Annotated in this window: 19 protein-coding genes and 1 pseudogene; 16 read left to right on the top strand and 4 right to left on the bottom strand. The window is 69.0% G+C overall.

The features are described 5' to 3' along the window. The first annotated feature begins 317 nt into the window (after positions 1-317). The 4 genes from D0D37_RS15350 (at position 318) to clpB (ending at position 6,979) form a co-directional block, all read left to right on the top strand. Positions 318-806 (top strand): MarR family winged helix-turn-helix transcriptional regulator, encoded by a 489-nt coding sequence (locus D0D37_RS15350; RefSeq protein ID WP_116201207.1) that lies wholly within the window; start codon positions 318-320, stop codon positions 804-806. Positions 807-844: 38 nt separating this feature from the next. Continuing rightward, complete coding sequence (locus D0D37_RS15345) at positions 845-2,965, top strand: MFS transporter (protein ID WP_116201213.1); 2,121 nt, start codon at positions 845-847, stop codon at positions 2,963-2,965. A gap of 138 nt (positions 2,966-3,103) precedes the next feature. Further along, positions 3,104-4,291, top strand: coding sequence for an MFS transporter (locus D0D37_RS15340; protein ID WP_116201206.1), 1,188 nt, complete (start codon positions 3,104-3,106; stop codon positions 4,289-4,291). Positions 4,292-4,384: 93 nt separating this feature from the next. Next, positions 4,385-6,979: an ATP-dependent chaperone ClpB gene (gene clpB, locus D0D37_RS15335; protein WP_116201205.1), complete on the top strand. Its 2,595-nt coding sequence runs from the start codon at positions 4,385-4,387 to the stop codon at positions 6,977-6,979. A gap of 357 nt (positions 6,980-7,336) precedes the next feature. Here the strand turns inward: clpB and D0D37_RS15330 are convergent. Further along, positions 7,337-8,032: pseudogene (locus D0D37_RS15330) on the bottom strand (hypothetical protein); the annotation flags it as partial. A gap of 282 nt (positions 8,033-8,314) precedes the next feature. Here D0D37_RS15330 and D0D37_RS15325 point away from each other — a divergent pair. Beyond that, positions 8,315-9,517: a glycoside hydrolase family 88/105 protein gene (locus D0D37_RS15325; protein ID WP_116201203.1), complete on the top strand. Its 1,203-nt coding sequence runs from the start codon at positions 8,315-8,317 to the stop codon at positions 9,515-9,517. A gap of 90 nt (positions 9,518-9,607) precedes the next feature. On the opposite strand, the gene D0D37_RS15320 is transcribed toward D0D37_RS15325, so the two are convergent. Together D0D37_RS15320 and D0D37_RS15315 are read right to left on the bottom strand one after the other, a co-directional pair. Beyond that, positions 9,608-12,805, bottom strand: coding sequence for an arabinosyltransferase domain-containing protein (locus tag D0D37_RS15320; RefSeq protein WP_208719961.1), 3,198 nt, complete (start codon positions 12,803-12,805; stop codon positions 9,608-9,610). Between the two features lie 240 nt (positions 12,806-13,045). Then, the gene (locus D0D37_RS15315) at positions 13,046-13,915 is read right to left on the bottom strand and encodes a hypothetical protein (protein WP_167493535.1); all 870 of its coding nucleotides are present in this window, start codon (positions 13,913-13,915) and stop codon (positions 13,046-13,048) included. Positions 13,916-13,976: 61 nt separating this feature from the next. Here D0D37_RS15315 and D0D37_RS15310 point away from each other — a divergent pair, with 61 nt between their 5' ends. The 11 genes from D0D37_RS15310 to D0D37_RS15260 all read left to right on the top strand — a co-directional run bounded on the left by D0D37_RS15310 (position 13,977) and on the right by D0D37_RS15260 (position 23,383). Next, entirely contained in the window at positions 13,977-14,744 is a 768-nt protein-coding gene (locus D0D37_RS15310; protein ID WP_116201200.1) for an SDR family NAD(P)-dependent oxidoreductase, read from the top strand. A gap of 78 nt (positions 14,745-14,822) precedes the next feature. Further along, on the top strand, positions 14,823-15,569 hold the full coding sequence (locus D0D37_RS15305) for an ABC transporter ATP-binding protein (RefSeq protein ID WP_116201199.1): 747 nt from the start codon (positions 14,823-14,825) through the stop codon (positions 15,567-15,569). 14 nt (positions 15,570-15,583) lie between these two features. Next, positions 15,584-18,007, top strand: a complete 2,424-nt coding sequence (locus D0D37_RS15300) for an ABC transporter permease (RefSeq protein WP_341867984.1) — start codon at positions 15,584-15,586, stop codon at positions 18,005-18,007. 40 nt (positions 18,008-18,047) lie between these two features. Then, complete coding sequence (pyrE, locus tag D0D37_RS15295; RefSeq protein WP_116201197.1) at positions 18,048-18,611, top strand: orotate phosphoribosyltransferase; 564 nt, start codon at positions 18,048-18,050, stop codon at positions 18,609-18,611. 80 nt (positions 18,612-18,691) lie between these two features. After that, a complete protein-coding gene (locus D0D37_RS15290; RefSeq protein WP_116201196.1) occupies positions 18,692-19,246 on the top strand; it encodes an RNA polymerase sigma factor in 555 nt (184 codons plus the stop codon). Beyond that, entirely contained in the window at positions 19,237-19,794 is a 558-nt protein-coding gene (locus D0D37_RS15285; RefSeq protein ID WP_116201195.1) for an Asp23/Gls24 family envelope stress response protein, read from the top strand. Before D0D37_RS15290 ends, D0D37_RS15285 begins: the two co-directional genes overlap by 10 nt. Continuing rightward, a complete protein-coding gene (locus tag D0D37_RS15280) occupies positions 19,791-20,153 on the top strand; it encodes an Asp23/Gls24 family envelope stress response protein (protein ID WP_116201194.1) in 363 nt (120 codons plus the stop codon). Before D0D37_RS15285 ends, D0D37_RS15280 begins: the two co-directional genes overlap by 4 nt. Beyond that, entirely contained in the window at positions 20,150-20,452 is a 303-nt protein-coding gene (locus tag D0D37_RS15275) for a hypothetical protein (protein ID WP_116201193.1), read from the top strand. The genes D0D37_RS15280 and D0D37_RS15275 overlap by 4 nt, the downstream gene beginning before the upstream one ends. Before the next feature lie 381 nt (positions 20,453-20,833). Then, positions 20,834-21,232, top strand: coding sequence for a DUF2784 domain-containing protein (locus D0D37_RS15270; RefSeq protein WP_116201192.1), 399 nt, complete (start codon positions 20,834-20,836; stop codon positions 21,230-21,232). Between the two features lie 16 nt (positions 21,233-21,248). Further along, positions 21,249-21,908 (top strand): TrmH family RNA methyltransferase, encoded by a 660-nt coding sequence (locus D0D37_RS15265; protein ID WP_116201191.1) that lies wholly within the window; start codon positions 21,249-21,251, stop codon positions 21,906-21,908. A 527-nt stretch (positions 21,909-22,435) separates the two neighbouring features. Beyond that, on the top strand, positions 22,436-23,383 hold the full coding sequence (locus D0D37_RS15260) for a glycoside hydrolase family 76 protein (protein ID WP_244223519.1): 948 nt from the start codon (positions 22,436-22,438) through the stop codon (positions 23,381-23,383). A gap of 4 nt (positions 23,384-23,387) precedes the next feature. Here D0D37_RS15260 and D0D37_RS15255 read toward each other — a convergent pair whose 3' ends face one another. Continuing rightward, complete coding sequence (locus D0D37_RS15255) at positions 23,388-24,254, bottom strand: LacI family DNA-binding transcriptional regulator (RefSeq protein WP_116201189.1); 867 nt, start codon at positions 24,252-24,254, stop codon at positions 23,388-23,390. Positions 24,255-24,263: the final 9 nt, after the last annotated feature.

Raw genomic sequence — 24,263 nt, 5'->3', positions numbered from 1 at the left:
GGACCGGAGACCGGGGGGCTGGGAGGGAAGGGTCACGAGAGCAGGGCGGCCGCGGTTGTCGGATTCGGCTCGCGCCGCGCGGGGGAATTCGCCACTCCTGCTCCTCGTTGTCCACGACGTGCTCGCCGCGCAGGCATCGCGGGGCGTCTGGTCCGCAGAGTAGCCGCACTGAGGCGGATTGCCCGCATCGTTGCTCCGGTCGGGTTACCGGCCGGTCGGGACGTGGGGCAGCTCACCGATTAGATAGTTGTCCTACGCAACCTTCGGCAGCTAAACTTGTAGAATACAAGCAAGTGGGCACCGGCCCAGGAGGAACGATGAGCCCAGCCGACGATGTGCGGCTCGAACTGCTGCGGGAGCTGAAGGCGTCCGCCCAGCTCCAGCACCTGTGGATCATGCAGGCGTGGCAGAACGAGCCCGGGCTGCACCCGGCCTCGGCGATGCTGCTGGCCGACCTCGCCAAACACGGCGAGGCCCGCCCGTCCGAGGTCGCCAAGCGCAGGCTCGTCGACCTGTCGGTGATCAGCAGGCAGATCGCCCAGCTGCAGGCCGCCGGGCTGCTCCAGCGCCGCCCCGCCCCCGAGGACGGGCGCGCGTCGCTGATCAGCGTGTCCGAAGCCGGTCTCGCCCAGCTCGAACTGTGGCGCGAGAAGTATCTCGAGTTCTTCGAGACGGCTCTTGGCGGCTGGAACGAGGACCGGATCGCCGGTCTGACGTCCCAGCTCGCCGAATTGAACGAAGGTCTGCGCGCGACGCTCGGCCCGTCCGGGTACTGCGCCGGCCAGGCCCCGCACGCGGGAAAGTGAAGTAGCGAACAGTGGAAAACACCGCATCCGGGCAGTCGATGACGCACCGGGAAATCCTCAAGGCCTTCACCGGCCTGCTGCTGGCCCTGCTGGTGGCGTTGCTGTCGTCGACCATCGTGTCCAACGCGCTGCCGACGATCCTCGCCGACCTGCACGGTTCGCAGAGCGAGTACACCTGGGTCGTCACCGCGACGCTGCTGACGTCGACCGCGACCACCCCGATCTGGGGCAAGCTGTCGGACCTGTTCAGCAAGAAACTGCTGTACCAAATCGCGATCGTCGTCTTCACCGTCGGTTCGGCACTGGGCGGGATCGCGCAGTCGATGCCCGAACTGATCGCCTACCGCGCGTTGCAGGGCATCGGGCTCGGCGGGCTGCAGGCGCTGATCCAGGTCGTCATCGCGGCGATGATCGCGCCGCGCGACCGGGGCCGCTACACCGGTTACACCGGCGCGGTGTTCGCCGTCGCGACCGTTTCCGGCCCGTTGATCGGCGGGCTGATCGTGGACTCGCCGCTCGGCTGGCGCTGGTGTTTCTGGGTGTGCGTGCCGCTGGCCGTCGTCGCGTTCATCGTGCTCGGCCGGACGCTGAAACTGCCGGTGCTCAAGCGCAAGGTGCGGATCGACTGGCTGGGCGCGACCCTGCTGGTCGGCGGCGTCGCGCTGCTGCTGATCTGGGTTTCGCTGGCGGGCGGCAGCTTCGGCTGGGTTTCGTGGTCGAGCCTCGCGTACGTCGGCGGTGCGATTGTCGCGCTGGCGCTGGCGATGTTCGTCGAATCCCGGGTCGCGGAGCCGGTGATTCCGCTGCGGCTCTTCCGCAACCGCACCTTCACGCTGTCCGTGCTCGCCTCGCTGGCGGTCGGCACCGCGATGTTCGGCGGTTCGGTGTTCCTCGGGCAGTACTACCAAATCGCGCGCGGTTTCTCGCCGACGCACGCCGGTTTGATGACGCTGCCGATGGTGCTCGGTCTCGCGGTCGCTTCGACCGGAGCCGGACAGATCATTTCCCGCACCGGACGCACCAAGCCGTTCATGGTCGCGGGCGGGGTTTTGCTGCTGGCCGGGCTGTTCCTGCTCTCGACGGTGGACCACGCGACGAACCTGACGCTGATGGGCGGCTACCTCGCGCTGGTCGGCCTCGGGCTGGGCTTCCTGATGCAGAACCTGGTTTTGGTAGTCCAAAACACGGTCGCGATGAAGGACATCGGCTCGTCGTCCTCGGTCGTCACGTTCTTCCGGTCGCTCGGCGGCGCGGCGGGCGTGTCCGCGCTCGGCGCGGTGCTGGCCGCCCGGGTGGCCACGAACATCGCGAACTCCCTTTCGCAGATGGGCATTCACACTGGCGGCGCGGTTTCCGGCGGTGGCGGCACGTTCGCCATCTCGTCGCTTCCGCCGGCGTTGCAGCCGGTGGTGCGCGGGGCCTTCGGCGACGCGACTGGCACGGTGTTCTTCGTCGCGGGCTGCATCGCCGTGGTCACCTTCCTCGCGGTGCTGTTCATGAAGGAGGTGCCGCTGCGCCGGACGCTCGACGCGGACTCTCCGGCGCCGAGCGCAGCTGCGGTGTCGGTCGAGGCGGTGTCTGTGGTCGAAGCGCCGGTCGAGATGACAAGCGTGTTGCGCGGCCGGGTTCTCGACGCGGGCGGTCGTCCAGTGTCCGGTGTCGTGCTTACGCTCACCGACATGACGGGGCGTCAGGTCGACGTCGGGCGTACGGGACGTACTGGCGCGTACGAATTGTCGGCGAGCACAGTGGGCGAGCACGTCCTTCTCGCGACAGCAGGCTCGACGCGGCCCGCGGTGTCGACCGTGCGGCTTAATGGGAACGCGCGTTGGCACGACTTGCTGTTGGACAGCCAGGGTGCCATCTCAGGTCGCGTACGCGTAGCTGGTCGGCACGCCGCCATCGCAGGCGCGGTGCTGACTCTCACCGACCGACTGGGCACTGTTACCGCGACGCACATCGCGGGCGGCGATGGCGCGTACCGCTTCACGGGAATCGAACCGGGCGCGTACACGCTCACGGTGTCCGCACACGGATACACGCCGCACGCCGAGACGATGACGGTCGGCGACGGTGCGGCGGCGCAGCACGATGTCGAGTTGGGCGAAGCTGTGGAGCGAGAGTTCGTTAGGCACCAAGGAACACTCAGCGTCGACTAAAGGGGCTCGTGAGTGTTTGTCCCGGTTCTAGCCGGGACAGGCACTCACGAGCTTTCTACTGGGAGTGGCATTTGCCGCCAAGCGATGCGCCCTCCCGGCCCTGCCTCGTCCCCCTTCCCCGGAGGTAGCGTCGAATACGTGACGCGAAGCAGGGTCGCGATGTTGCTGGCTATGGGGATCGACAACTTCGGTTCCGGACTTTTCCTTCCGCTCGCACTGCTTTACGTGACGCGGGTGATCGGCATCCCGCTCGTCGAAGCGGGCACGGCGGTCACTTTGGGCACCACGGCAGGGCTTCTCATGCCGCCGCTCGCCGGACGGCTGGTGGATCGCGCTGGGCCGAGAGCCGGAGTTCTCGCGGCGCAACTGTTGCAGGCTGCCGGAATCAGCGCGTACTTGTTCGCGCACGGCATCGGCGGCGTTGTGGTGGCCGCCATCCTTCTTGGTGCCGGGCAACAATTGTTCTACAGCTGCCTGTTCGCGCTCATCTCCGAAGTCGCCGGGGACGTGCCGAAGGACCGGCCGTTCGCCGAAGTCGGAATGGTGCGCGCGGGCGGATTCGGGCTCGGCGGGCTGATGTCGTCGGCACTGCTCACCTGGTTCGGCGACAGCGGCTACACCGTCGCGCTCCTCGTGGACGTGCTGACTTTCCTGGCGGCGGCGGGCCTCGTCGCGGTATTCATCCCTCCCGGCCACCGGTTCGCGCCCGTGGTCCGCGTGCGAAGCGGGGTGCTGCGCAACCGCCCGTACCTGACCCTGATCCTGCTGAGCGGCCTGTTCGGCCTGTCGCTCGACTTCTTCCTCATCGGCACCCCGGTGTTCGTGCTCGACCGGTTGCACGCGCCGACCTGGCTGCCCGGCGCGATCCTGTTCCTGCTGACCGTGCTGACCAGCGCTGGCGGCACGGTCGCGCTGCGGCTCACCCGGGGCCTCACCCGGATCAGCGCGATGCGGGCCGGGTCCGCGCTGTTCGCGGCGTGGTGCCTGACGAGCGTCGGCGTGCTGCTGGTGCCGCGAAGCTGGCAGGTGCCGTATCTGCTGGCCGCCACGCTCGTGTTCGCCGCCGGTGACCTGGTGTTCGGCCCGCGGTCGGGCGCGCTCGCCGAGGCCGCCGCGCCGCCCGAGGAGAAGGGCCGTTACCTCGCCGCGTTCCAATACGCGTTCACTGTGGCTCAGGTGCTCGCTCCGGCGATCGTGTCGTTGTTTTCCGTGGCGGCGTGGTTACCCTGGGTCCTGGTCGGGGGTTGCGCTTGCCTTGCCGCGCTCGGGCTCGGCAGGCTGGGACCGAGGCTGCCCGCGGCCGCGGTGGCACCAATTCAGAGTTGAGCGGAACAGACTCAACTTTGCTGACGTTATACCTGTCGACGGGCCTCGGTCAGGCCTGTCACCAGGTATTTCCACGAACGCATGAGGTGAGGGATGGACGCTTTCAACCCGACCACGAAGACCCAGCAGGCGATCTCGTCCGCGGCGCAGGCGGCCACCGTGGCCGGCAACCCGCACGTGTCGGCCGCCCATCTGCTGGGCGCCCTGCTGGCGCAGGGTGACGGGACCACCGCACCGCTGCTGACCGCGGTCGGGGCGGACCCGGAGACCGTGCACAAGGAACTCGAGCCGATCATCAACGGGCTGCCGTCGGCGACCGGCGCGACCGTGTCGACGCCGCAGTTCGACGCGCCCGCGGTCAAGTCGCTCACGCAGGCGCAGAAGCTCGCCACCGAACTGGGTGACGAGTACGTGTCGACCGAGCATCTGCTCGTCGGGCTCGCCACCGAAGGGGCCCAGGTCGCGGACCTGCTCAAGCGGCACGGCGCCACGCCGGACGCGCTGCGCGAGGCGTTCGACAAGGTGCGCGGGTCGGCCCGGATTACCAGCGCGGATCCCGAAAGCACGTTCAAGGCGCTGGAGAAGTACGGCGTCGACTTGACTGAGCGGGCGCGTTCGGGCGAACTCGACCCGGTCATCGGCCGCGACACCGAGATCCGCCGCGTCGTGCAGGTGCTTTCCCGGCGCACCAAGAACAACCCGGTGCTGATCGGCGAACCAGGTGTCGGCAAGACGGCGATCGTCGAGGGCCTCGCCCAGCGGATCGTCGCGGGCGACGTGCCGGAATCGTTGCGGGGCAAGCGAGTGGTCGCACTCGACCTCGGGTCGATGGTGGCCGGAGCGAAGTTCCGCGGCGAGTTCGAGGAGCGGTTGAAGGCTGTCCTCAAGGAGATCACCGACTCCGCGGGCCAGGTCATCACCTTCATCGACGAGCTGCACACCATCGTCGGCGCGGGCGCGACCGGCGAGGGCGCGATGGACGCGGGCAACATGATCAAGCCGATGCTGGCTCGTGGTGAGCTGCGGATGGTCGGCGCGACCACGCTCGACGAGTACCGCCAGCACATCGAGAAGGACCCGGCGCTGGAGCGGCGTTTCCAGCAGGTGCTGGTCGGCGAGCCGTCGCCGGAGGACACCATCGCGATCCTGCGCGGGCTGAAGGAGCGGTACGAGGTGCACCACGGGGTCCGGATCACGGACGCCGCGCTGGTCGCCGCCGCGACGCTGTCGGACCGCTACATCACCGCGCGGTTCCTGCCGGACAAGGCGATCGACCTGGTCGACGAGGCCGCGTCGAAGATCCGCATGGAGATCGACTCGCGGCCGGTGGAGATCGACGAGGTCGAGCGGGCCGTGCGGCGCATGGAGATCGAGGAGATGGCACTGTCCAAAGAGGACGACGCCGCCTCCTTGGAACGGCTGACCGCTCTGCGTGCCGAACTGGCCGAGAAGCGCGAGGAACTCACCGCGCTGACCGCGCGTTGGCAGAACGAGAAGGGCTCGATCGAGACCGTTCGCGAGCTGAAGGAGCAACTGGAGCAACTGCGCGGCGAATCGGAACGCGCCGAACGCGATGGCGACCTTGGCAAGGCCGCCGAGCTGCGGTATGGCCGGATTCCGGTGCTGGAGAAGGAGTTCGAGGCCGCGATGGCCGCGAACGAGGCCAGCAAGCAGAACGTCATGCTGAAGGAAGAGGTGGGCGCGGACGACGTCGCCGACGTGGTCAGCGCGTGGACCGGCATTCCCGCCGGGCGGCTGCTGGAAGGCGAGACGGGCAAGCTGCTCCGGATGGAGGAGGAGCTGAACCGCCGCGTCATCGGCCAGGACCAGGCGGTGCAGGTCGTCTCCGACGCCGTGCGGCGGGCACGGGCGGGCGTTGCCGACCCGGACCGGCCGACCGGTTCGTTCCTGTTCCTCGGCCCGACCGGTGTCGGCAAGACGGAGCTGGCGAAGGCGCTGGCGGAGTTCCTGTTCGACGACGAGCGCGCGATGCAGCGCATCGACATGAGCGAGTACTCCGAGAAGCACTCGGTGGCCCGCCTGGTCGGTGCTCCCCCGGGCTACGTCGGCTACGACCAGGGCGGCCAGTTGACCGAAGCCGTCCGGCGCCGCCCGTACACGGTGGTGCTGCTGGACGAGGTCGAAAAGGCGCACCCGGACGTGTTCGACGTGCTCCTGCAGGTCCTCGACGACGGGCGGCTGACCGACGGCCAGGGACGGACGGTGGACTTCCGCAACACCATCCTGATCCTGACCTCGAACCTCGGCTCGCAAGCGATCGCCGACCCGGCACTCGACGAACGCCAGCGCCGCGACGCGGTGATGGAGGTCGTGCAGCGCCAGTTCAAGCCGGAGTTCCTGAACCGGCTGGACGACATCGTGGTGTTCCACGCGCTCGGCACCGAGCAGCTGACGTCCATTGTGGACATCCAGGTCGCCCGGTTGGCCAAGCGGCTCGCCCAGCGCCGGTTGCACCTCGAGGTGACCGACGGCGCCCGGGAATGGCTGGCCCTGAACGGTTTCGACCCGATCTACGGCGCACGCCCGCTGCGTCGGCTGGTGCAGTCGGCGATCGGTGACCAGCTGGCCAAGCAGCTGCTGTCTGGTGAAGTCCGCGACGGGGACACCGTGCGGGTGGACCTGCCGGACCTGGAGACCGGTGACACGTTGAAGGTGTCGAAGGTCTGACGTCCTGTCGGTCCGTGAAGGGCTCCTTGAGGGAATTAGATTCCCTCAAGGAGCCCTTCACGGCGTTTGGGAGTTCGCGGCGCAAGCCTCGGGCCCAAGTCCAGCCCCGAACGCGAAACCGCCCGGCCGCAGTAGCGCGGCCGGGCGGTTTCACATCTCAAGCGTTCAGGCGTCTTCCCCGCGTTCCGATTCCGCTGGACGCGCCGGTGGAACCGAAGTCGCGCCACCTCCTGGCGGAGGAGTCCGCGGCGCGGGCGGCGAAGGCTGCCGCTCCGTAGCCCGTGTATCGGCTGGTGAAGGAGCCGTCGTCTCGACCGCGCGGGTGTCGACCGGACGTGTCGCCTGCGTGTCCGCCGGAGACGGAGCGCTAGTCGGAGTGCCCGCGGAAGGCGTCCACGTGCGGTTCGAGTCGTAGTCCTCGTCGAACGGGTCCACGATGTCGGCGATCTCGCCCAGATCGCGCAGCAGCCGCTCCAGCCGCGACGGCCCCGCACCCGGCACGACGCTCGCCAGCACCCACTCGTTCTCCAGCCAGGCCACGCCGACGTCGCCGCCCAACTGGTCGGCCGCGTCGACCAGGTCCTGGGTGATGACCTGGCGCGCGCCCTCCGAATCGTCCGCGAAGGCGTAGCGCTGGCCGATCGGGCCGAGCATCTCCGGCATGTTCTCGCGCTGGAACGGCACGCTCGACAGCCACATCTCGACCGGCACCCGGTGCGTCTTGTTGCAGCGCACGGCCACGACCACCGCGGGCACCTGGCCCTGTGACTCGATGTCGAAGATGAACACCGGACGGCGGCCGTCGGAGGTGAAGGTGGAGCCCGCGACGACGTTCACCGCCGCGTCGGCTCCGAAGTAGCCGATCGCGCCCCCCGACCACTGCCGGGGCAGCCGTTCGTCCTCTTCCACGAACTGCCAGCCGCGCAACTGGGCCCAGCGCTGCCGCTCACGGTTGCGCGAGCCCTCCCTGGCCCGGTCCGCGAAGAGCAGGCCAAGCCCCGCCACCAGCGCGACGGCGGCGATGACGAACCAGATCCACGCCGAGATACCCACGCCGGTCAGGGTATCGCTGTCGAGCCCTCCTACCGGGACGGCCGCACCGTGTCGGCGCGCCCCGTTTGGCCGGAAACCGTCCAGGTCGCGTCGACAAATCGGCTAATCGCCCGGCTCAGGTGTCCATTGCGGACGGATTCCCGCTGATCGAACGGCCCGCTGCGCCTTTCCGGCGATCACGGCGGACATCCCGGACAGAAACCTTGCCGGACCGCTCCGCCGGCGAGTAGAGGTCGTTCGGCAACCCTTTCCCGCCGCCGCCGACAGCAGGAAGGACACCGCATGTCCCTCTCGAGAAGATCGGTACTGACCGGGACCGCGGCGGCGCTCGGCGCGCTCGCGCTGCCCGGAGCCGCGGCGGCGAGCACCGCGCGCGACTGGTCCCGCGCCGTCATCGACTCCACCATGAAGCGCTACACGCCGGCGTCCATCGGCGGCTGGAGCTACCCGCTCGGCCTCTACTTCTACGGCCAGTACCTCTTCTACCGGCGCACCAAGGAACGCAAGTACCTCGATTACCTCGTCGCCTGGTACGACCGTTTCATCACCGGCGACGGCATCTCCAACAGCTTCAGCAGCCTCGACTCGATGCGCGCCTGTCAGATGCTTCCGTTGCTGTACAACGAAACCGGCGACGTCAAGTACCGCACAGCCGCCGACCAGCTGCGCAAACGCTTCGAGACCTACCCGCGCACGAGCGACGGCGGAATGTGGCACGCGGTCAGCCGTCAGCACCAGCTGTGGGGCGACGGCGTGTACATGGCGCAGCCGTTCCTCGCGTTGTACGGCAAGGTTTTCGATGATCCGACGTACTGCTACGAGGAGTCCGCCAAGAACCTTTCCGTCTACTTCGGACACCTCAAGGAACCCGCGAAGGGCTTGATCTACCACGCCTACGACGAAAGCGGCACCCAGCCGTGGGCGACCGGCCCCGGCAAGCACTCCAGCTTCCACTGGGCCCGCGCGATCGGGTGGTTCGGCATGGCGGCGATCGACATCCTCGAGGTCCTGCCCGCTGATCACCCGCGACGGCCGGAGCTGGTCGGGATCGTCCAATTCCTGGCGGAGGGCTATCGCCGGTTCCAGGATCCGCGGACCGGCCGGTGGTATCAGGTCGTCGACCACGGCGGGGACGCCGGGAACTGGCTGGAGACGTCCGCGTCCTCGATGTACGCGTTCACCGTCTCCCGTGCGATCGAGCGCGGGTATCTGCCTGCTTCCTACGCCTCGGTCGCCCAGCGCGGGTATGCCGGGGTGCTGCAGAAGGTGTCCGTCGGGTCGGATGGGCTGACGAATATCACCGATATTTGCGAAGGGACGAACGTCGGGGACTTGGATTTCTACTTCGCGCGGAAGCGGCTGACCAATGACTTCCACGGGCTTGGGGCGTTTCTGATCATGAACGAGCAGTTCGTTCGGGATCGGGGCTCGTCGCCTGGCGGCGACATTGCTTCGGGGGCTGGCGTGGGGCACCCCGAAGCTTGATTGTGCTGACGGGCGGCGGCTGCGGGTTGCTGAAGGTCCGTGAGGGGAACCCTGAGGGAATCAGAGTCCCTCAGGGTTCCCCTCACGGACTTACGTCTCGCCGGTCGGGTTGGCGGGCTTGGCCAGCGGTCCCGGCGACCAGATCCCGGAATGCGTCACCGACTGCTGATGCAACGCCGCCGAAGCCGGGAGCGCGTTCGAGACGTCGGGCGAGACCTCGTACAACGTCCCCCAGTCCCGGTCGACGTCGCCTTCCAGGTACGTCGGCAACGCCTGCATCTGCACGCTCGCGTTCATCCACACGAACGGCCCGCCGCCCGCCGGGGAAGACCAGTAGCGGCCGACCGTGCGCAGATCGTCGCCCGCGCTGATCCGGTACTTCGGCACCTCGGCGATCCCGTTGTGGATCGACGACGGGCGCAGGCACGGGTGCTGCGCGGCGGCGGCCCACTCCAGGAACACCGGGTCCTGCCCGACCACGTCGGTCATCTTCGCGATCTTCGGTGCCCGCGGCGCGCTGAACGCGAACCAGCCCTCGCTGCCGAGCCCGCGGCCCTTCGCCACGATCCGCACCTGGTCGGCGCCCTCGGGCACGCTGACCCGCGCGTCCCGCCAGTTGGTGTCCTTCTTCTTCGCGTCGAGCTGCTCGCGGCTGAGTACCTGGAACCCGCCGGGGGTGTTCTTGCCGAATTCGGCGGTCAGCGAGTTCGGGTCGTCGGCCTTGCCCGCGAGGGCGACCACGATCGGCACCGAACCGTCGCGCGCTCGCTCCGGGATCGAGTACCACTGGGTGCGCAGGTCGGCCGCGCCGTCGCCGGACTGGTGGTAGCTGCCCCAGATCGGCGCGCCGTCCTTGCCGAATTGGTACGGCGGTTTCCATTGGTCGGCGTTGTCCGTCGGCAGTCCGCCGTTGGTCACGAAGCCCTTCTGGGTGCTGGCCAGCCAGTCGTTCGGCGTGGTCCCGCGGTCGGCGCCGGAGGGCACCTGCCAGCCGGGCGCGGCGTTCTGCGGCTGCTGCGGCGCGGCTTCGAGAAGCCCGGCCTTCGGGTCGCGCTCGACCTTGATGTAGTCGGACAGCCCGCAGCTCTTCCCGGCCAGCTGGCGGATGTTGTCGGCACCCATGTTGTAGGTGTCCCAGCGTTTCTGGATGCCCTTGGCGATGCTGCCGATCTCGAACAGCACCAGAATCGCGCACACCGTCGACAGCGGCGCGAGCCCGAGCCGCAGCGCCCGGCCGCGGTTTTCCAGATCGGACTTCGCCACCGGCGCGGGCGGTACGAACGGTTCGTGCTCGTTGTGCTTCATGTGCTCGATCGCCGCGATCGTCAGCGCGACCGCCGCCGCCACTAGCGCCATCGTGCTCAGCTTGATGCCGAACACCTGCGGAGGCAGGTCGAACCACGGCACGCCCCACGCCGAGACGTACCACCAGGCGTTCGGCCCGGTGGAAGCCAGCGCGACGATCACCATCAACCCGGCGAAGAACGCGGCACGGTTGCGCCGCGACAGCAGCACCGTCGTGCTCGTCGACAACGCAGTGAGCGCGGCGAGCGGACCGCCGACCGCGACCAGCATGCCGAAGTGGTGCGAGTGCTTGGTCGGGGCGAGCGCGAGGACCACAAAGGACAGTGCGCTGATGCCGAGCAGCCGGCGGCTCGGGCCGAGCGCGGCACCGCGGATGTTCCCTCGCCGCAACAACACGACCGCGCAGGTCGCCAGGCAGAGGAAGATCAACAGCACCGGGAACCGGCGCGTCATCGAGCCGTCCGGGCCGTTGCTGAACAGCATCGAGTACCGGTCCAGCTCGTTGTACCAGGCCCCGGTCGGCCCGAGCGAGGACCGCAGCCGCACCGATTCGAGCGTGCCGCTCAACGTCTGGTCGCAGAAAATGAGCGCGAGGATCACCAGTCCGGCGGCGGCGACCGGCGCGAGCACTGGTACCCAGCCGAACTGGCGGGCGTGCCGGAGCACGATCTTCGCCAGTGGTTTCAAGCCGACCACGAACGGCAGCACGGCCATCAGCCCGTGCGGGTTGACCGAGACGCACAGCGCCGCGACGGTCAGCCCGACCGCCGCCGGGCCGAGCCGCCGGGTCGCCACCGCGCGTTCGACCGCGCAGATCGTGATCAGCGACAGCAGCGCGACCAGGTTTTCCGGGCGCAGGCCGTTGTCGTAGGGCAGCCAGAAGGCGAGGAAGACCGCGCCCGCCGCCCAGCCGGCCGCGCTGCTGATCCGCACCTGCCTGCCGAGCCGGGGCAGCACGCCTCGGCTGATCAACATCCAGCAGGCGACGCCCATCAACAGCGACGGCAGCCGCATCCACGGCGACAGCGAACTGACCTTGGTCATGGCCGCGTAGACATCGACGAACCACGCCATCGGCGCGTCCGGCGCGGCGAACCACCGGTAGTACTCGCCGATGTACCCGGCGTCGCCGCGGACGCGCGCCATGGTCGTGAAGTAGCCGTCGTCGGCGGTCATCGCGCCGATCAGCCACCAGACGCCGAGCGTGCCGAGCACGGCTACGTCGAGGAATTTCAGCTTCCACCAGCCGCGCGCGGCCAGCCGGGTCGCGCGTCGGCCGGAGAGCCGGTCGAGGCGGTACAGCGCGAGCACCGCGCCGATGAAGCAGAGCACCGACAGGACGATGGCGGCCAGCTTGATGCCGGTCGCGGTGCTGGCCCAGCGGTTGTCGACCTGCGCGGAGACCGACAGGCCGTGCGTGTCGTCCTGGTTCGTGAGGTCTGAGTAGAAGCCGGTGACCTGCGGCCGGTGGTCGTCGGTGACGTCCGCCAGCCGGGTCCCGCCGACGGACGCTGTGGTGTGTTTCGCGTCGGTGTGCACGGTGATCGTGCAATCGCCGTCGCCGACCGGGGCCGCGCCGAGTTGCTGGCCCTGTGAGGAGAGCGTGAGCTGGCCGTCGCCGACCTGCAGGGACATCCCGGTGACGGTGCCGATGCTGGAGTTCGGCGGATTGGTGCTGAACAGCACGGCACTGCCGTCGGTGCGCGCGTCGAGCGCCCGCGCGGTCGCGCACGGGACCTTCGCGTCGAGCGAGATCGGCGCCTGGGCGGTCAGCGGGGCGGACACCGCTCTGGTGCCCTGGGCGGTCGGCCAGTCGAGGGTCGTTTGCTCAAGCGTGACGGGCAGGAACGGGACCGCGATCGCGAGAATCGCGCCGGCGATTCCGAAAACCGCAGCGAGCAACCGCGCCCGACGCCCGGCTTGGCTCTTGCCGATAGCTGTCGGAGACGCCGATTCGGCGGCAACGGATTCGAGGTCGACCACGCCCCGCAGGCTATCCAAGCGGATGCGGGCCTCCCGCTGGGGACTCTCCCGGAGGCGGCCCCACCTGGTCGAGCCGGGAATTCCCCGGTGAATAGCCACGGTGGGTAAAGGAAACGCGGCCCGACTTACGGCGAACGGGTGACGCGGATCGGCTCGCGACGGCTTGTGCCGAGGGCCGTTTCACGATCCGGAAACGGTCCGGACTCGGTTGCCGAAAGCGGACTCGGCAAGTCGATGAACTCAGCCGGGCGAGAAAGTGAACGGCGGCCCGGAAACTGTCCATCCGTTGTCGATGACCGGATTTCCGAGCACCTCCGCGCCCACGTGCTGGCTCCGGGTAACCGGAATACCCAGGGTAGTAGCGGTGCTCGTCCGCGCCGCCGCGAGGTCCGCGGCCGACAGTTCGCCGTGGAACCGGTCCGTGCGCTCCGCGGTCGACTGGCTCGTCGCGGCCAGCGTGTGCACCGGGCCGAGGTCGCCGGACACGCTGTGCCGCTCGGTGGACTCCAGCCGTGTCACGTCGAGCTGGCCGGTGAACTGGCCGAGGACGGCTTCGTCCGAGTTCGCGACGACCGAGCCCGCCGGGCCGAGGTCGACGGCGTCGGCGGAGGTGCGTTCGACGCGGGTGCCGCTCATCAGGTCGCCGGAGAACCGGCCGGCCAGACCAGTCTCGCCGCCCGTCTTGCTGCTGGAGAGCGCGTCGACCCCGTACGGCAGCTGGACGCCGTGCCGCATCGACTGGTCCAGACCGGCTACGTGCGCGCCGTCGAACGGCTGCGTGTGGTGCACGCCGAGATCGTTGCCGGTGACCGCGCGGCCCGGCTCGCCGAGACGCAGGTCGTGGGTCTGGGACTGCCCGGCGGCATTCGGGTCGAACGTCTGGCGCAGGTTCGACGCGGCGGACGCCGGCAGGTCGCGCGTCGCGACTGTCTCGTCGCGAGTGAACTGGAAGTCGGAGGAGGAACCTTGCTGGTGCAGGTCGAGCGGCAGTCCCTCACGCGGGGTGTCCGCCAGCGCCGCGGCCGGGCCGGCGAGCAACAGAGCGAGGGGCGCCGCACCGGCGGCCATCCGGGGCAGATATCCGGGCGTCCGCTTGGTGTGCTTGCCCATGCGCCGGACCATACTGCGCCGCCAACGCGAACGCAGCTGAAAAACGGGTAGCTTCACCCACATGACCACCACTGCCTTGATCACCGGAGCCACCGCGGGCATCGGCGCGGAATTCGCGCGCCGGCTCGCCGCCGAGAAGCACGATCTCGTCCTGGTCGCCCGGGACGAGGAACGGCTGAACGCGCTGGCCGGGCAGCTGCGCGCGGAGCACGGTGTCGAGGTAACCGTGCTGTCCGCTGATCTGTCCGAAGTGGACGGCCGAGGCCAGGTCGCGGAGCTGCTCGAGAACCAGGCGATCGACCTGCTGGTCAACAACGCGGGCTTCGGCCTGAGCGGCGAGTTCTGGGAGATTCCGGCCGAGGATCTGCAGCGGCAGCTCGACGTGAACGTGACCGCTGTGCTGCAGCTGACCCGGGCGGCGCTGCCGGGCATGGTCGATCGCAAGCACGGCGCCGTGATCAATGTCAGCAGTGTCGCTGGTTTCTTTTCCGGCCGCGGTTCGACATATACCGCCAGCAAGAACTGGGTCACGTCGTTCACCGAGGGCATCGCGATGTCGCTGCCGAAGGGCGTGCGGATGATGGCGCTGTGCCCCGGCTTCACCTACACCGAGTTCCACGAGCGCGCCGGTCTGCGGCGGGAGGGCCCGAAGGCGCTCTGGCTCGACGTGGCCCAGGTCGTCGACGAAGCCCTCGCTGACCTGCGTCGCGGCAAGGTGCTCTCGGTGCCGAGCCTGCAGTACAAAGCCCTGGTCGGGATCGGCGGACTGCTGCCGAGGCCGGTGCTGCGCAAGCTCGCGGGCGGAATGGGCAACCGCCGCCGCACCTGAGGGGTAGGGCCAGCCCCACCCTGTCCCGGAGTGCTTGCCCCAGGGTGTTTTCCCCCGGCAGGCCATAGCGTTTTCTCCATGGCGACTGGGGAAGCGGTGCGGCTCGAATCCGTCCGCAAGGAATACGGCCGGGTCACGGCACTGGACGGGGTGAGCCTGTCTTTTCCGCGCGGCGGGTTCACCGCGGTGATGGGCCCGTCGGGCTCGGGCAAGAGCACGTTCCTGCACTGCGCGGCCGGACTCGACCGGCCGACGAGCGGTTCGGTGCTGCTCGACGACCAGGAGCTGGGCAAACTCTCCGAGACCCAGTTGACGAAGATGCGCCGCGACAAGGTCGGGTTCGTCTTCCAGGCGTTCAACCTGCTGCCCGCGCTGACCGTCGAGCAGAACGTCGTGCTGCCGCTGCGGCTGGCCGGTCGCCGGGCGGACCGGCACCGCGTCGCCGAAATGCTCGGGCACGTCGGGCTGAGCGACCGGCGCAAGCACCTGCCGGGCCAGTTGTCCGGCGGCCAGCAGCAGCGCGTCGCGATCGCTCGCGCGCTGGTCAGCCAGCCGGCGGTGCTGTTCGCCGACGAACCGACCGGCGCGCTCGACACTCGTACCGCCGGCGAAATCCTTGGCCTGCTGTCGGAATCGGTGCGCGGCGGACTGACCGTCGTGATGGTGACGCACGATCCAGTCGCGGCCTCCTACGCCGACCGCGTCGTCTTTCTCGCTGACGGCCGCGTCGCCGGCGAACTGCTCCGGCCGACCGCGACAGCGATCGCGGAACGCATGACACACCTCGGCGCCTGGGCCGACCGGATGCCGGTGGGCGGCTTCTGATGTTCAGTCTTGCCTTGCGCACCTTGCGTTTCCGCACCGGCGGGTTCATCGCCGCGTTCGTGGCCGCTTTCCTCGGTGCGGTGATCGTGTCCGCCTGCGCCGGTCTGATGGAGACCGGGATCCGGTCCGCCACGCCGCCGCACCGGCTGGCCTGGGCTTCGGCTGTCGTTGCCGGACAACAGGATTTCGATCTGCGGAAGAACGCAGAGAAGCCCAAGACGCAGTCGGTCGCACTGTCGGAACGGGTCCGGCTGGACCGGTCGATGGCGGAGAAGATCCGCGCCACGCCCGGGGTGTCCACTGTGGTCGGTGAGGTGAATTTCCCGGTATCGCTGGGCAAACAGCCTCTCGTCGCGCACGGCTGGGAATCCGCTCGGCTGCCGGGCCCTGCGCCGCGTGCCGACGAAGTGGTGCTGCCCGCGGCTAGTGGCGTGTCGGTTGGATCCACTGTGGACCTCGCCGTGCAGGGATCGATGCGCCAATACCGCGTCGCTCAGGTCAGTGATCGCCCCGACGTGTTCTTCGCCGACGACGTGGCCGATCAGTTCTCCGGACACCCCGGCGAAGTCGACTATTTCGGTGTCGTCACTGACAATACCGCCGCGTTGCAGCTGGGTCCTGGCGTTTCCGTGCTGACTGGGGATGAGCGCGGCCTCGCCGAATTTCCGGAGGCGCAAGCGAGCGGTGATCGGCTGATCCCGCTGTCCGGTGTCGCTGGCGGACTGTCCATCTTGGTCGCCGTGTTCGTCATCGCCAGCACGCTCATGCTGTCGGTGCGCCAGCGGCAGCGGGAATTGGCTCTGCTGCGCGCGATCGGCACGACACCGCGGCAGTTGCGTCGGATGGTTCTCGGCGAAGCGCTGGTCATCGGCGTGCTGGCGACCGGAGTCGCGGCCGCGCTGGGTCCGGTGTTCGGCGGATGGCTGTTCGGACAGTTCACCTCCGGCGGGTTCATTCCGCCCGAGGTGCAGTTCCACCAGGGCTGGATTCCGATGATCATCGCGGCGGGCGCGACACTGCTCGCCGTCGGGATTTCCGCGCTGGTCGCCGGATTCCGGGTCGGCCGCATCCGGCCGACCGAAGCGCTCGCCGAGGATTCCGTGCCGCGCGGCTGGTTGACTCCGCTTCGGCTGATCGTCGCCGTGCTGTGCTTCGGCGGCGGCACCGCGCTGGGCATCGTCACGCTCGCGGTGATGACGGGACCCATCGCGGCGAGCACGGCGGGTCCGGCGGTGATGCTGTGGGCGATCGGCGTCGCGATGATCAGTCCGGGCGTCACGAAGCTGACCGCGATCCTGTTGCAGGGCCCGATGCGCCTGTTCAGCGGCGTCACCGGCTGGCTGGCGATTACCAACACGCGCAACGCGGCCACCCGGGTGGCCGGCGCGGTCTCGCCGATCATGCTCGCCGTCGGCATCGCGACCGCCAACATCTACCTGCAGACCACGACCACCGCCGCTGCCGCGCAGGCCTTCTCCGAAGATCTCCGTGCCGACGCGGTCGTCGCGGGTCCCACCGGGGTTTCGCCCGAGGCGGTCGACCGCGTCCGGCACGCGGACGGCGTCGCGGCGGTCTCGACGTACGTCAGCAGCCGGGCATTCATCACCGCGCCGTTCGACGAGAACCAGACCAAGAAGGGCTACCCGGCGCTGGGTCTCACCGACGAGACCACCACCGCGGCGACGGTCGTGCACGGCAACCTCGCCGATCTCAAAGGCGACACGATCGCGCTGCCCGACGCTGCCGAGGTGTCCCGGTCGGTCGGGGATTCCGTCACGCTCCGTTTCGGCGACGGGACCGACCGGACCCTTCGCATCGTCGCGATCGTGCAACAGCGGGATGGCGCCGAACAGCTCCTGCTGCCCGCCGGCCTGCTCGCCGCGCACACCGCCGCCGGTCTCCCCCGGCAAATGCTCGTCCGCGCCGCCCCCGGCGTCGACCAGGCCCGGCTGACCCAGAGCCTGACCGCCGCGACCGCCGGTTTCCCGGTGTCGGTCGGCGACCGGAACACCCTGACCGCCACAGCCGCCAAGGGCAACGAGACCGGGGCGTGGGTGAACTACCTGCTGGTCGGCATGATCGTCGGCTACACGGTGATCTCCGTGGTGAACACCCTGGTCATGGCGACTTCACGGCGGCGGCGGGAATTCGGCCTGCAGCGGCTCGGCGGTTTCACCCGCGGCCAGGTGTTGCGGATGGCCGCGGGCGAGGGCGGCCTGATCGCCGCGATCGGCATCCTGCTGGGCACCGTGGTGTCGGCGGGCGCGATCGTGCCGTTCTGTCTCGTCGCGACCGGCCGGGTGCTGCCGGACGGGCCGGTGTCCATCTACCTGGTGATCATCGGGACCGCGATCGTGCTCGCGCTGACCGCCGCGGTCCTCCCCGCTTGGGTGGCGACGCGGACGCGTCCGGTGACGGCGGTCGCGACCGGGGAGTGACGCGCGGAAGTTGTCGGTGGCGTGTGTAAGACTCTCGGCCGTGGCGTACCCCGGGTTGGATCAAACTGCGAAGCTCGAACTGGCCAGGCTGGTCAGCGAACTGGCCGTCGTGCACGGCAAGGTCACCTTGTCCTCGGGCAAGGAAGCCGACTACTACGTCGATCTCCGCCGGGCGACGCTGCAGCACGCGGCCGCCCCGCTGATCGGCAAGTTGCTGCGGCAGCTCACCGCTGACTGGGACTACGTCGCGACGGGCGGGCTCACCCTCGGCGCGGACCCGGTGGCGCTGGCGATGCTGCACTCGGCGGCGGCCGAGGGCGTGGTGCTCGACGCGTTCGTCGTCCGCAAGGCGATCAAGGAACACGGGATGCAGCGCCGGATCGAGGGCGTGGAGGTGCGCGGGCAGCGGGTGCTGGCCGTCGAGGACACCTCCACCACCGGCGGCAGCGTGCTCACCGCGGTCGAGGCGCTGCGCGAAGGCGGGGCCACCGTGGTCGGCGTCGCGACGGTCGTCGACCGCGACACCGGCGCGCGGGAAGCCATCGAGAAGGCCGGGCTCGAGTACCGGTACCTGCTGGGCAAGGACGACCTCGGGCTCAACTGAGCGAGAGTGGGCGGAGTCACTCACAATGCGTGCGTGACGAATGCCCGCCCCGCGGTGTCCCCCTGACGGAAGGGGGTGCCGTGACCACGACCAGTGTCCCGCTCGACGACGCCACCCTCGTCGGCCGTGCGCGAGACGGTGACGTACGCGCGTACGAACAGCTCGTGCTGCGTTATCAGGGCCAGATGTTCCGTCTTGCCCTGAAAATGCTGCGCCACCGCGGCGACGCCGAGGACGTAGTGCAAGAAGCGTTCCTCGGCGCGTGGCGGAAGCTGCCGCAGCTGAACGACGACAAGGCGTTCGTCGGCTGGCTGTACCGCGGAACGACCAACCGCTGCCTCAACGTGATCCGGGCGCGCCGCCCGCAGGCCGATGTCGACCTCGACCTGGCCGAATCCCCGCGGCGCGACACTCAGCCCGAGCACGCGGTGCAGGTCAGCGGCCAGCTCGCGGCGCTCGACGAGGCGCTTCAGACGCTCACCCCGCAGCAGCGGGCGTGCTGGCTGTTGCGTGAAGTGCACGGCCGGTCGTATGACGAGATCAGCGAGATCGTCGGCGCGAACCCCACCGCGGTCCGAGGGCGCATTGCCCGGGCCCGTGCGCAGCTGGCGGAGGTGATGAAGCCGTGGAGGTGAACCAAGACTACGAATTGCCGTGCGGCCGGGAACTGGAGACGCTCTGGGAGAACCTGGACGAGGCCGACGAGCACCAGGCGGACTGTGTCCACTGCCGTACCGCGCGGGAAAGCCTGCTGGCCCTGCGCTCCGCGACGCGGGAGCTGATCGACGAGCCCGACCCGACCCCGCCGGACCTGGTAGGACGGATCATGTCGGCCGTCCGCGCCGAGGTGCGCCGCGGCCAGATGCTGGACCTTCCCGCCGCCGAACCGGGCTCCGTCGAAGTGAGCGAGCAAGCGGTCGCGGTCGTGCTCCGCTACGCCGCCGACTCCGCCGGCAACGTCCGCGCCCGCCGCGTGCGGGTGCGAAAGGTCGGGGTCGACTCCTCTGGTGCGGCGCGGGTCGAGGTCGAACTCACCCTCACGACGCGTCTGGGGAACACCAGCGGCGCTGACACGTTGGCCCGCGTACGAGAACTGGTGTCGGCCGCCGCGACCTCGCGAGTGGGTATTTCGTTGGTAAGCCTGGATCTGCTGGTGGAAGACGTGTACGAGGACGGGGAATGACCGCCGAATACGTGATCGCCGCCCCGGTGATCGCGAGCGTCGCCGCCCGGGCGGCCGCCGAAACCGCCGGAGTCGTGCGCCTGGAACCCGGCCTGCGCGGCTTGGCGACCGCCTGGGCCCGTGAAGCCCGGCAACGCTGGAAGGGGCTGGAACCGGCTCCGGTGGACGGCGTCCGAGTCCGCGCTCATGAAGACCGCGTGACGGTCGAGGTCGACGTGGTCATCTCGGGCGCGGACCAAGCCGCCGCCGTCGGCCGCGCGGTGCAGCTGGCGGTGTTCCGGGAAGTCCTCGCCCAGACCGGCCGCTCCGTGGACGCCGTCCGAGTGTCCATTTTGGACATCGAAGTGGGGCGGAAGTGACCGATCCGCGTTCGCTGACCGGAAGAATCGCCGACGCTCTGTCCGCCCTCGACGGCCTCCGCCCCGCGACGAGCGTGGCCGCGGAGATCAGCTGGCTCCCGACCGATCCGGCTGGTGGGTCGGTGGATCTGACCTCGGAGTCAGTGGAGGTTCGGTTGGTGGCTTTGCGATTGCCGCTGCAGCCCTTGCTGTCGGCTGCCGAGGCGCGGGTGCGCGAGGTCCTTGCCGGGACGGAGTGGGCTGCGGCGCGCATTCGCTTGGTGGTGACGGACATCGACGGGGCAGCGTTCACTGGCTGAACGTTCTCTGCCCTCCTGAACCGGCCCGGTTCGGATCCAGGGCGGGCCACGGCGGCGCGGGCTAGCCACGGCCGTCCCCTGGACTCCCCGCGGCTCGGAGACGCCGCCCTTCTTGCTCGTCGGTCAACCGTTTTTCCGCGGCCGCTTTCTCTGACGATTCACACTCCGTCCGCGTGCACGGAACGGAGTCATTTACCCCGCGACGGGAGCGCCCGTGGCGGTGTTCCGGCGGGTCTCCTACCCGGAGTGATCCCTCCGTTACCTGCCGGGTGAACTCGTTGCTCCGGTGGGTCGAACATCACACGAGGTCCCCCTATTTCCCGCTCCCTGGGCGGGTAATCGGAGTAACGTCGCTGGTGGGTGCACTGGAAGGGGGCGAAGGTGGACACGACGGTCGCGCACGTTCTCGCCGACGTAACCGTGGCGGTGCACATCCTCGCCCTGCTCTTCATCGGCTTCGGCGGATTCCTCGCCTGGCGGTGGCCGAAAGTCATTTTCGGGCACATTTTCTTTGCGGTATGGGGCGTGCTGGTCAATGTCACGCCGATTCCGTGCCCGCTCACCGCGCTGGAGGATTTCTTCCGGCATCAGCAGGGGCTCGGCGACCTGCCCGGCGGGTTCAACTCGTATTACCTCTACGGCACGGTGATCCCGCGTTCGCTGCTGCCGGTGGTGGTCGTGGTAGCGCTGGCGGTGCTGGTCATCTCGTACCTCGGGGCGTATTTGCGCTGGCGGCACCGTCACGACGAGAGTCCGGCGCACGGCGTCAGCCTCGGCTGAGCGAGAATCGTCCTTCGTGACGACGGAACAACCCGAAGCGGGCCCCACCGAGTGGGTGAACCGCGAGGAGGTCGGCGTCGGTCCGTGGCCAGGCACCTGGCCGGACGACCCGCGCTACGACCCCGAACTCCTGGCCAACGGCGACCGCCGCAACGTGGTCGACGCCTACCGCTACTGGCGCCGCGAAGCCATCGTGTCCGATGTGGACACCCGGCGGCACCCGTTCCACGTCGCGATCGAGAACTTCCAACACGACCACAACATCGGCACGGTCGTCCGTACGGCGAACGCCTTCGCCGCCGCGGAAGTGCACATCGTCGGCCGCCGCCGCTGGAACCGCCGCGGTGCGATGGTGACGGACCGCTACCAGCACCTCCGCCACCACGAGGACGTCTCGAGCCTGCTGGAATTCGCCAAGGCCGAGGGTTTGACGGTGGTGGCCGTCGACAACACGCCCGGTGCCGAACCGGTGGAGACTGCCGAGTTGCCGCGCAAGTGCCTGTTGCTGTTCGGCCAGGAGGGCCCCGGCCTGTCCGAGGCCGCGCAGGCCGACTCGGCGAAAGTGGTGTCCATCGCCCAGTTCGGCACGACGAGGTCAATCAACGCGGGCGTCGCGGCGGGGATCGTGATGCACGCTTGGGTTCGGCAGCACGCGGACCTGTCCCAAGCCTGGTGACCCCCGCCCCGCCGCCGACGGGTGCCTTGTGAGTGGCTACGCCGGTTAGAACCGGTATAGACACTCACGAGAACCCAGACTTGGCTCTGGCCGCGCACTCGCGCCAAGCATCTCGAGGGTGCGCTGCCAGAGCGCTCTGTTCTGCTCACCGGTCTCTCGGGCGATCGGTGTGGCAATGGTTGGCCAACGGGCAGCAGCGACGGTGGCGGCCCGGCGCAGACGCGGATCTCCCGCGTTGTTCGGCAGTCCGCAGATGTCGTGGAAAGGCGAGTTTCCCTCAGCGCAGGCAGAATCGGCTTATGAGCGCCGATCCGTCCGAGCCCGCCGATCCTGCTGCGCGCGGCGATGCGACCGGCCCCGCCGAGCGCGCGGCCGACTCAGCCAACGGCACGACCAACCCCGTCGAGCGCACAACAGGTCCTGCCGACGGCGCGGCTGACCCTGGCAACGGCACGGCTGGCCCCGCCGAGCGAGCCGCGGCGGCCGAACGGGCGGTGTGCGCCCGGCACCTCCGTCGCCTATGGGCCATGCCCGGCACCGTCCTCGGCCGCAGCGGTTGGCCGCCCACCGTGGACCAGCGGCTCCACTGGCACTGGAACTACTGGTGGCAGGCCCATCTCCTCGACAGTCTCGTCGACGCCCAACTCCGCGACCCCACCGACGACCGAGCACGGCTGATCGGCCGGTTCGTCACGACGGTGCACCGGCGCAACTTCGGCTCCTGGGTCAACGACTACTACGACGACATCGCCTGGCTCGGGTTAGCACTGCAACGAGTACGCCAACTCAAACTGTCCACAGTGGACGAATCGACAGTGGACGAAGCGATCGAAGCCATCGACAAACGGCTGCATGAAGGCTGGACAGAAGACCTTGGCGGGGGAATCTGGTGGCGGCGGGGCGACTCCTTCAAGAATACCCCGGCGAACGGTCCGGCTGCCATCTTTCACGCTCGTGTGGGTGATCAAGAACGTTCCCGCGCGATGACGCAATGGCTCACCGACACCCTGATCGACCCGGAGACCGGCCTCGTCTGGGATGGGAAGAGGGCGGACACTGGCGAGGTAGTCAAGCATATTTTCTCGTACTGCCAAGGGGTTTACCTCGGCGCATGCCTCGAACAGGAATGGTGGGACGACGCAGCACGCACCATCCGAGCGGTAGAAAAACACGGAGCACCCGGCGGCATCCTCCCCGGCTCGGAAGGCGGCGACGGCGGCCTCTTCTCCGCGATTTCGGCGCGCTACCTAGCACTTGCGGCGAAAAACCTGCCACGACCGGAAGCGGAGACGGCAAAGAAGCTCGTGCAACAGTCAGCGGAAGCATGCTGGAACGGGGCAGCGCAAGAGAAATCCGGACCACTGTTCAGTGCGGAGTGGGCACGACCAGCAGAGAACCCGCCAGGAAAAGCAGAGCGGGACCTTTCTGTCCAAATTGGAGGATGGATGCTGCTGGAGGCAGCCGCGACGCTGTAAAAACTCAGCAACCGCAAGAAGCGCGGTGCAGGAAACGCGGCGCGAGACGAACGGACTCCGGCCGACGCTCCGGCTCCCGGCAGCGCGCCAGCAACAACTGCACCGCCCTGCGGCCAATCTCCGAGATCGGCTGCGCCATCGTCGTCACGCCAGGCGAAACCGTGCGCGCCCAGTCCATATCGCCGTAACCGACCACCGCCAGCTCCGATCCGATCCGGATTCCGCGGCGGTGCGCTTCCCACTGCACGCCGATCAGCATCGCTTCACCAGCGACGACCAGCGCAGTAGGCGAAGGCCAACCATCCAGGAGTTTCGCCGCGGCTCGGGCGGCGCCGCCCGCGGTGGATTGGCCGGAGGCGACCAGTTCCGGGTGGTACCGCAGCCCGGCGCGGCCTAGGCCCAGGCGGTAACCGAGGGCGCGTTCTTCGCTGACGGTAGTGCCTTCCGTGCCGGTGATCAGCGCGATACGCCGGTGCCGTCGTGCGGCCAGGTGTTCCACCAGTGCGGACATGGCCTGGAAGTTCTCCGACCCGACCTGGTCGACGTCGTTGCGGCCGGCGATCCGGTCGACCAGCACGGTCGGCACGCCGGTGCGCACGAGCCCGTTCACGACCGCCTCGTCACCAGGGGCGGGCACCAGCAGCACGCCGTCGACGCGGTCCGCCTGCAGCGCGCGCAGCACCTCGGCTTCCTCGCGCGCCGAGTCGCTGGTGTCGGCCAGCAGCAGGTCGCAGCCCGCCCGCGCGGCAGCGCCGCGGATGGCGCGCAGCAGCTGGTCGTGGTACGGGCTGGCGTGCCTCCCCAATGCCACCCCGAACCGATGGGTGACCGGCAGGTCCCAGCGGGGGACCTCCGGTGCCAGAACGGTCATTTCTCATGG

Origin of the sequence: Amycolatopsis circi (assembly GCF_003385235.1) — a bacterium.
Lineage (GTDB): Bacteria > Actinomycetota > Actinomycetes > Mycobacteriales > Pseudonocardiaceae > Amycolatopsis > Amycolatopsis circi.
This window is presented reverse-complemented; position numbering and strand designations above follow the sequence as displayed.

What these genes read in the sequence shown, in the direction of transcription:
- D0D37_RS15255 (WP_116201189.1), bottom strand. Translation starts at nt 24,254, where the DNA reads ATGACCGTTCTGGCACCGGAGGTCCCCCGCTGGGACCTGCCGGTCACC.
- D0D37_RS15260 (WP_244223519.1), top strand. Translation starts at nt 22,436, where the DNA reads ATGCCCGGCACCGTCCTCGGCCGCAGCGGTTGGCCGCCCACCGTGGAC.
- D0D37_RS15280 (WP_116201194.1), top strand. Translation starts at nt 19,791, where the DNA reads ATGACCGCCGAATACGTGATCGCCGCCCCGGTGATCGCGAGCGTCGCC.
- D0D37_RS15305 (WP_116201199.1), top strand. Translation starts at nt 14,823, where the DNA reads ATGGCGACTGGGGAAGCGGTGCGGCTCGAATCCGTCCGCAAGGAATAC.
- D0D37_RS15350 (WP_116201207.1), top strand. Translation starts at nt 318, where the DNA reads ATGAGCCCAGCCGACGATGTGCGGCTCGAACTGCTGCGGGAGCTGAAG.
- D0D37_RS15310 (WP_116201200.1), top strand. Translation starts at nt 13,977, where the DNA reads ATGACCACCACTGCCTTGATCACCGGAGCCACCGCGGGCATCGGCGCG.
- D0D37_RS15315 (WP_167493535.1), bottom strand. Translation starts at nt 13,915, where the DNA reads ATGGGCAAGCACACCAAGCGGACGCCCGGATATCTGCCCCGGATGGCC.
- D0D37_RS15345 (WP_116201213.1), top strand. Translation starts at nt 845, where the DNA reads ATGACGCACCGGGAAATCCTCAAGGCCTTCACCGGCCTGCTGCTGGCC.
- clpB (WP_116201205.1), top strand. Translation starts at nt 4,385, where the DNA reads ATGGACGCTTTCAACCCGACCACGAAGACCCAGCAGGCGATCTCGTCC.
- D0D37_RS15325 (WP_116201203.1), top strand. Translation starts at nt 8,315, where the DNA reads ATGTCCCTCTCGAGAAGATCGGTACTGACCGGGACCGCGGCGGCGCTC.